Raw genomic sequence first — 5,650 nt, 5'->3', positions numbered from 1 at the left:
CCCGCTCCGGAAAAATCCTCCGCGGCGCCATCCGGCAACTCGCAGACGGCGAGCCCCTGCGCATTCCCGCCACCATCGACGATGCCTCGGTGCTGGGCGAGATCGAGGATTCCCTGCAGGCGCGCGGCATTCTGGACCGCCTCGCCGCCCCCGTGGCCGAGGCCTGACCGGCGACACGCCGCCAACGGCAAGGGCCGGCCCCCGATCCGGGGTGCCGGCCCTTTTTGTTTCGCGCACGCGGCCGGCCGCTCAGTTCAGCGTCGGGCGGGCATCCGGCAGGTCGAGGGAGAATGCGGGAATCGCCACATCGAAGGCCCCGCCATCCGGCGTTTCCATCCGGTAGGTGCCGACCATGATGCCCGAGGTGGTGGTGAGCGGGCAGCCGGAGGTGTAGCTGTAGCTCTCGCCCGGTGCCAGAACCGGCTCCTCGCCGACCACCCCGGTGCCGCGCACCTCCTGCACCCGCCCCAGCCCGTCGGTGATGATCCAGTGGCGGGCGCGCAGCTGAACCGTCTGCCGGCCGAGATTGGTGATTTCCACCTGATAGGCCCAGAACCAGCGGCCGCTGCCGGGTTCGGATTCCTCCGGCAGATAGCGCGGCTCGACGGTGATCCGGATATCGTGTGTTACCGCCCGATACATGGCGCGGACCTCTCTTCCCCCGGCCTTCTGCGATGCCGCGAGGGGATCGCGGGCAGAAGGCCGTCTGTCTTTTCCGGCGCACGCCGCGCCGCCCGGAGCCTCTGGCCGGCACCGGCGGCAGACCGCCGGAGACCTTTCTAGACTGCTTTGAGGGGCGGGGGAATCCGGCCGCAGGCGCGGCGCCTCAGCGCTGGCGCGGCAGCAGGGCCGTGCCGGCAAGACGCACCTGATTGCGCCCGCCGTTCTTGGCGAGATAGAGCGCCGAATCGGCCGCCTGCACCAGAAGGGCGGGATAATCGTCTGCCGGCCGCACGCTGGCCACGCCGATCGACACCGAGCACGGCCCCAGTTCGGCATCCGACAACCCGGCGACCGCCGCGCGCATGGTCTCGGCAACCCGCATCGCGCCCTCCGCCCCGGTCGCCGGCAGCAGCACCGCGAACTCCTCGCCGCCATACCGTGCCGCCACATCGCCCGGCCGGCGGATCGACCCGCTGATGGCATCGGCGATCAGACGCAGCCGCACATCGCCGGCAACGTGGCCGTGACGGTCGTTGAACGCCTTGAAGCGGTCGACATCAATCATCAGCAGCGAGATCGGCGAGCCGTCGCGCCGCGAGCGGCGCCACTCGTGGCCGAAGGCGACGTCGAAATAGCGCCGGTTTGCAAGGCCCGTGAGGCCATCGGTGTTGGCCACGGCGGCGAGTTCTGCATTGGCCGCCTCAAGGGCGCGCGCCGTGCCCGCCAGCCGGCGGGCCGCCATTGAGGCCCGGCGCAGCACGCCCCATGTCACGCCGGCCAGCACCACCCCGACCACCGCCATCGCCGGCAGCACGGTCTTCAGCAGCAGCGCCCCCGGCGTGCCCGCCGTCCATGTGGCCGTGAGCGGCGGCAGGCCCTCCGGCACCGGCAGCAACAACGCCCCGGACTGCCCGGCCCGCGCGGCACTCTTGCTCTCCACGACCTGCAGGTCGCTCAGCGGCGCCGCGTCGTCCGATGCCCGCACCGCGCGCCCGAACGGCTGGCTGATCAGGATGACGGCGCAGCACGCTTCTCCGTCGCCGCGCGGCGCCGGTATCGCCACCGCCGCCAGCAACATCGGTTCGCCGCCCGACAGCACATAGCCGAAAACCGCCCGGCCGGGCCCGGCACGGCGCGCCTGATCCATCAGCGCCTGCTCGCCCGCCCCCGGCCCGGCCCGCTCTGCGAGGGGCACCTCACCGCCGCTGCCGAGCGCAAGCACGGTCTGGCCGCCGCGGTTCTGCGCCAGCAGGCCGGACAGGCCGAGGCCGAGCGCATTGCGAAACTCCGGCACCATCGCGGGCCCGGCCTCCAGCGCGGCCTGCACTTCCGGATCGGCGGCCATCACATTGAGAACGGAGCCCGCCCGCCATAGATCGTCGGCGACAGAGGCTGCGAGATAGCGCGCCGCCAGCTCGCGGGCGACGGCATTCTGCCGGGCCCCGACGAACACGACGAGGCCGACGGCGGCCAGAAAGGTCACCGCCATCAGGGCGCCGATCAGCGGCATGGTCACGCGGGAAAAGAGATTGGCCGAGCGCAGGTCGCCGTGCTCGGCACCGGCGTGGCGGGCGTTGCGCAGCAGCCATGAGCGGTGCGGACGACGCCGCATGGAAAGACGGGGCCACAGGGCGGCCGCGTTCATCGTGCGCCCCCTGTCCGGCCATGCGGCCGTGCGGCCGTCGCGCAGGGTCCGGGCCCCGGCCCGATCCGCTTTTCCTGCTCCGCGTATTGTACTGACGCCAAGGCCGACATCCGCCGTCGCCAAACGACGCATTCCTCCGGGGCTTCCGCTCTGCGCCGGGAGCGACCCCTCAGCCTGTGCCGGCTCTTGTCCTGCCCCGGCGCACCCGTGCCTCCGACCACCGGCACCTGCGATGACCGGCTCTCTGCACAGGAAACGCGGCGCGATGGCACGGCTTCCCCCGCATGCTGGAAGATCGAACCGGAGGCGTCAATGTCGGAATTGCGGACTGCGGGGTTGCGGGGCGGCCGAAACCAGCCCCGCACCATGCCCGGTACGCCTGCAGGCGCAATCGGCGGCCCGCAGGTTGCAGCCGGCCGAAACGGCCGCCGGATCAGGCGGCCGCGAGCTTCGCGATCTGCTCGTCGGACAGCTCGAAATTGCTGAAGACGTTCTGCACGTCGTCGTCGTCTTCGAGCTGGGCGATGAGCTTCAGCAGCGTGGCGCCCTTGTCGTCGTCGACCGGAACGAGGTTCTGCGGCTTCCAGACGATTTTCACGCCTTCAGGCTCGCCGAGCGCGGCGGTCAGCGCTTCGGCCACCTCGCCGGTCGCCTCGAAGGCGCAGGTCACGATGTGGCCGTCCTCGGAGGACTGCACATCGTCGGCGCCCGCCTCGATGGCGGCTTCCATCACCTTGTCGTCGGAACCGACCTTCGCGGCGAACGTGATCTCGCCGACGCGGTCGAACATGAACGACACCGAGCCGGTTTCGCCCAGCGCACCGCCATGCTTGGTGAAGGCGGCCCGCACGGCGGAAGCGGTGCGGTTGCGGTTGTCGGTCAGGCTTTCCACGATGACGGCAACGCCGCCCGGGCCATAGCCTTCGTAGCGCACTTCCTCGAAGTTATCGCCGTCGGCCGCCTGCGCCTTCTTGATGGCGCGTTCGATGTTGTCCTTCGGCATGTTCTCCGCCCGCGCACCCTGCACGGCAAGGCGCAGGCGGGAGTTGAACTTCGGATCCGGCTGCCCCATCTTCGCGGCGACGGTGATTTCGCGCGCGAGCTTGGAAAACAGCTTGGAGCGCCGCGCATCGGCAGCGCCCTTCTTGTGCATGATATTCTTAAATTGGGAATGGCCGGCCATGGTCTGCCACCGTCGGTCGTTTCAAGGCTGAGCTTGGCGCGGGTTATAGGCCGTTGCCGCGCCGAAGGGAACCCCGGCGCCGGCTCATGAGCGCCGGTTTCACGGCCAGAACGGCGGCAGGCTCTGGCTGAGGGTGCCGCCGAGGCGCACCGGGTGCACCGCTTCGGCCAGACCGGTCGCATCGCTGATCTCCACCGCCACGCCGCACAGCGTCGCCTCGCCGGCGGCCGGCTGGAAGCGGCCGGAGGGAATGCGGCGGGTGAAGCGGCCGATGGGCTCGTCACGTTCCATGCCGATGACCGAATCGTAATCGCCGCACATGCCGACATCGGTCATGAAGGCGGTGCCCTCCGGCAGGATGCGATGATCGGCGGTCGGCGTGTGGGTGTGGGTGCCGACGACGAGGCTCGCCCGCCCGTCGACGAAGAAGGCCATGGCCTGCTTCTCGCTGGTGGTCTCGGCATGGAAATCGATCACCACCGCATCGGCCTCGGCGCCGAGCGCGCAGTCCTCCAGCGCCGCCGCCACCGCGGCGAAGGGATCGTCGAGCGGGTCCATGAACACCCGGCCCATGGCATTCATCACCAGAACGCGCGCGCCGTTGCGGGCGATGAACAGGTTGACGCCGCGCCCCGGTGTGCCGGCGGGATAGTTGACCGGGCGCAGCAGGCGCGGCTGGCGTTCGATGAAGACGAGGGCCTCGCGCTGGTCCCAGACGTGGTTGCCGGTGGTGATGCAGTCGGCACCGGCATCCAGAATGTCCTGCGCGATCGCCTCGGTGATGCCGAAGCCGGCGGCGGCGTTCTCGCCGTTGACCACCACGAAATCGAGCGCCCAGCGCTCCACCAGCCCCGGCAGGTGGCGCGTCACCGCATCGCGGCCGGCCCGGCCCAGCACATCGCCCAGAAACAGCAGTCGCATCGCGCATCCCCGCGGCAGAAAACCCGGCGGCCGCAACAGACCGTCGTCCTGTGCGGGTTCCTAGAACGAATCAGGGCGGGGGAAAACACCGCCGCGCGGGAATCGGGTCTCTCAAATGCGCGCACCCGGCAAAGCATCGCCGGGACGCAGCAGGCCGGCCTCGGTCAGCACCGCATCGAGCGGGCGGTCGTGGGCCTCGGCCGGGACCGCCTCCACCGCCTGCACGCTGAAGGCCAGGCCGATGGCGCGCGGGCCCGGCGGATCGGCCTGATCGAGCCGCGCCAGCGCCCGGTCATAGAACCCCTTGCCATAGCCGACGCGGTTGCCGTGGCGGTCGAAGGCGGCCAGCGGCACCAGAATCACATCCGGCACCGCGATGTCGGCGTGGTCCGGCGGCTCCGACAGGCCGAAGCGGCCCGGAACGAGCGCATCGCCCGGCTGCCAGCGACGGAACACCATGGTCTCGTCGTCGACCAGCGCCGGCAGCGCCAGCCGGAAGCCGCGGTCGGCGAGCGCCATCATCATCGGCCGCGGGTCGATCTCGCCGCGAATGGGGTGGAAGCCGGCAATCGTCACGCCCGGCCTGAGCGCCAGATCGTCGATGGCCGCGACCAGCGCCGCGGCGGCCTGCCGGTGCGCGGCCGCCGGAAGCGCGCTGCGACGGCCGAGGGCCTCGGCCCTGACAGCCGCCTTGCGCACGCGCAGCCGCGATGTCTCCTCCCCGGCCGCCGCCTGTTCGGGAATGTCGCTCAAGGGCCTCGTCCTCCGCTCGCCGCCGCCGGCCGGAACCGGCACCGGTGGCGCCAGAAAACCCCATCGGCGACCGCCCGGCAAGCCGCCGTGCCGCAGCCGCAGCGCAGCCGGCAGGACCGGGCAGAACCGGAAAGGATCGGGAGACAGGGCCGGACAGAAAAGGGACGCAGGCCGGGGGGGGGTATGCAGCCGGAGCCGCAGGGACGATGGCGGCCCCCGGGGATGCAGCGCCGGGGATGGCGCACACCGGCCGTGCAGGTGCCGTGCAGGCATGCACGCGCAGACAGGTGCGTGCAGGCCAGCCTGCAGATGAAGGGGAGGGGCAGAGAAAGGGGCCTGCGAAGGAAACAGGCAGGTGGGCGAACCGCCTCGGCCGTCGGATTTTCGATCCCGGGAAACCTACAGTGTAGGTGGGCGCCGTTTGCCCGGGCCCACGGGCCCGGTCAGGAACAGCTCCCTTAAGGATCGATAAGGCCCCGGGGAAT

5 protein-coding genes and 1 other RNA gene are annotated in these 5,650 nt (G+C 70.9%); all 6 read right to left on the bottom strand.

What is annotated here, in order from left to right:
* Positions 1–249: 249 nt before the first annotated feature.
* A complete protein-coding gene (gene apaG / locus V7067_RS14900) occupies positions 250–642 on the bottom strand; it encodes a Co2+/Mg2+ efflux protein ApaG (protein WP_334176693.1) in 393 nt (130 codons plus the stop codon).
* A 184-nt stretch (positions 643–826) separates the two neighbouring features.
* Positions 827–2,308, bottom strand: a complete 1,482-nt coding sequence (locus V7067_RS14895) for a GGDEF domain-containing protein (RefSeq protein ID WP_334176692.1) — start codon at positions 2,306–2,308, stop codon at positions 827–829.
* 433 nt (positions 2,309–2,741) lie between these two features.
* Complete coding sequence (locus tag V7067_RS14890) at positions 2,742–3,491, bottom strand: YebC/PmpR family DNA-binding transcriptional regulator (RefSeq protein ID WP_334176691.1); 750 nt, start codon at positions 3,489–3,491, stop codon at positions 2,742–2,744.
* A gap of 99 nt (positions 3,492–3,590) precedes the next feature.
* Entirely contained in the window at positions 3,591–4,412 is an 822-nt protein-coding gene (locus V7067_RS14885) for a TIGR00282 family metallophosphoesterase (RefSeq protein ID WP_334176690.1), read from the bottom strand.
* 111 nt (positions 4,413–4,523) lie between these two features.
* Positions 4,524–5,165, bottom strand: coding sequence for a 5-formyltetrahydrofolate cyclo-ligase (locus V7067_RS14880; RefSeq protein WP_334176689.1), 642 nt, complete (start codon positions 5,163–5,165; stop codon positions 4,524–4,526).
* A 357-nt stretch (positions 5,166–5,522) separates the two neighbouring features.
* Positions 5,523–5,650, bottom strand: a non-coding RNA gene (gene ssrS, locus V7067_RS14875) — 6S RNA; the annotation flags it as partial.

Origin of the sequence: Pseudoxanthobacter sp. (assembly GCF_036822375.1) — a bacterium.
Taxonomy (GTDB): domain Bacteria; phylum Pseudomonadota; class Alphaproteobacteria; order Rhizobiales; family Segnochrobactraceae; genus Pseudoxanthobacter.
Note: the sequence above shows the minus strand (reverse complement) of the source record. Positions and strands in the feature narration are given on the sequence as shown.

What these genes read in the sequence shown, in the direction of transcription:
- apaG (WP_334176693.1), bottom strand. Translation starts at nt 642, where the DNA reads ATGTATCGGGCGGTAACACACGATATCCGGATCACCGTCGAGCCGCGC.
- V7067_RS14895 (WP_334176692.1), bottom strand. Translation starts at nt 2,308, where the DNA reads ATGAACGCGGCCGCCCTGTGGCCCCGTCTTTCCATGCGGCGTCGTCCG.
- V7067_RS14890 (WP_334176691.1), bottom strand. Translation starts at nt 3,491, where the DNA reads ATGGCCGGCCATTCCCAATTTAAGAATATCATGCACAAGAAGGGCGCT.
- V7067_RS14885 (WP_334176690.1), bottom strand. Translation starts at nt 4,412, where the DNA reads ATGCGACTGCTGTTTCTGGGCGATGTGCTGGGCCGGGCCGGCCGCGAT.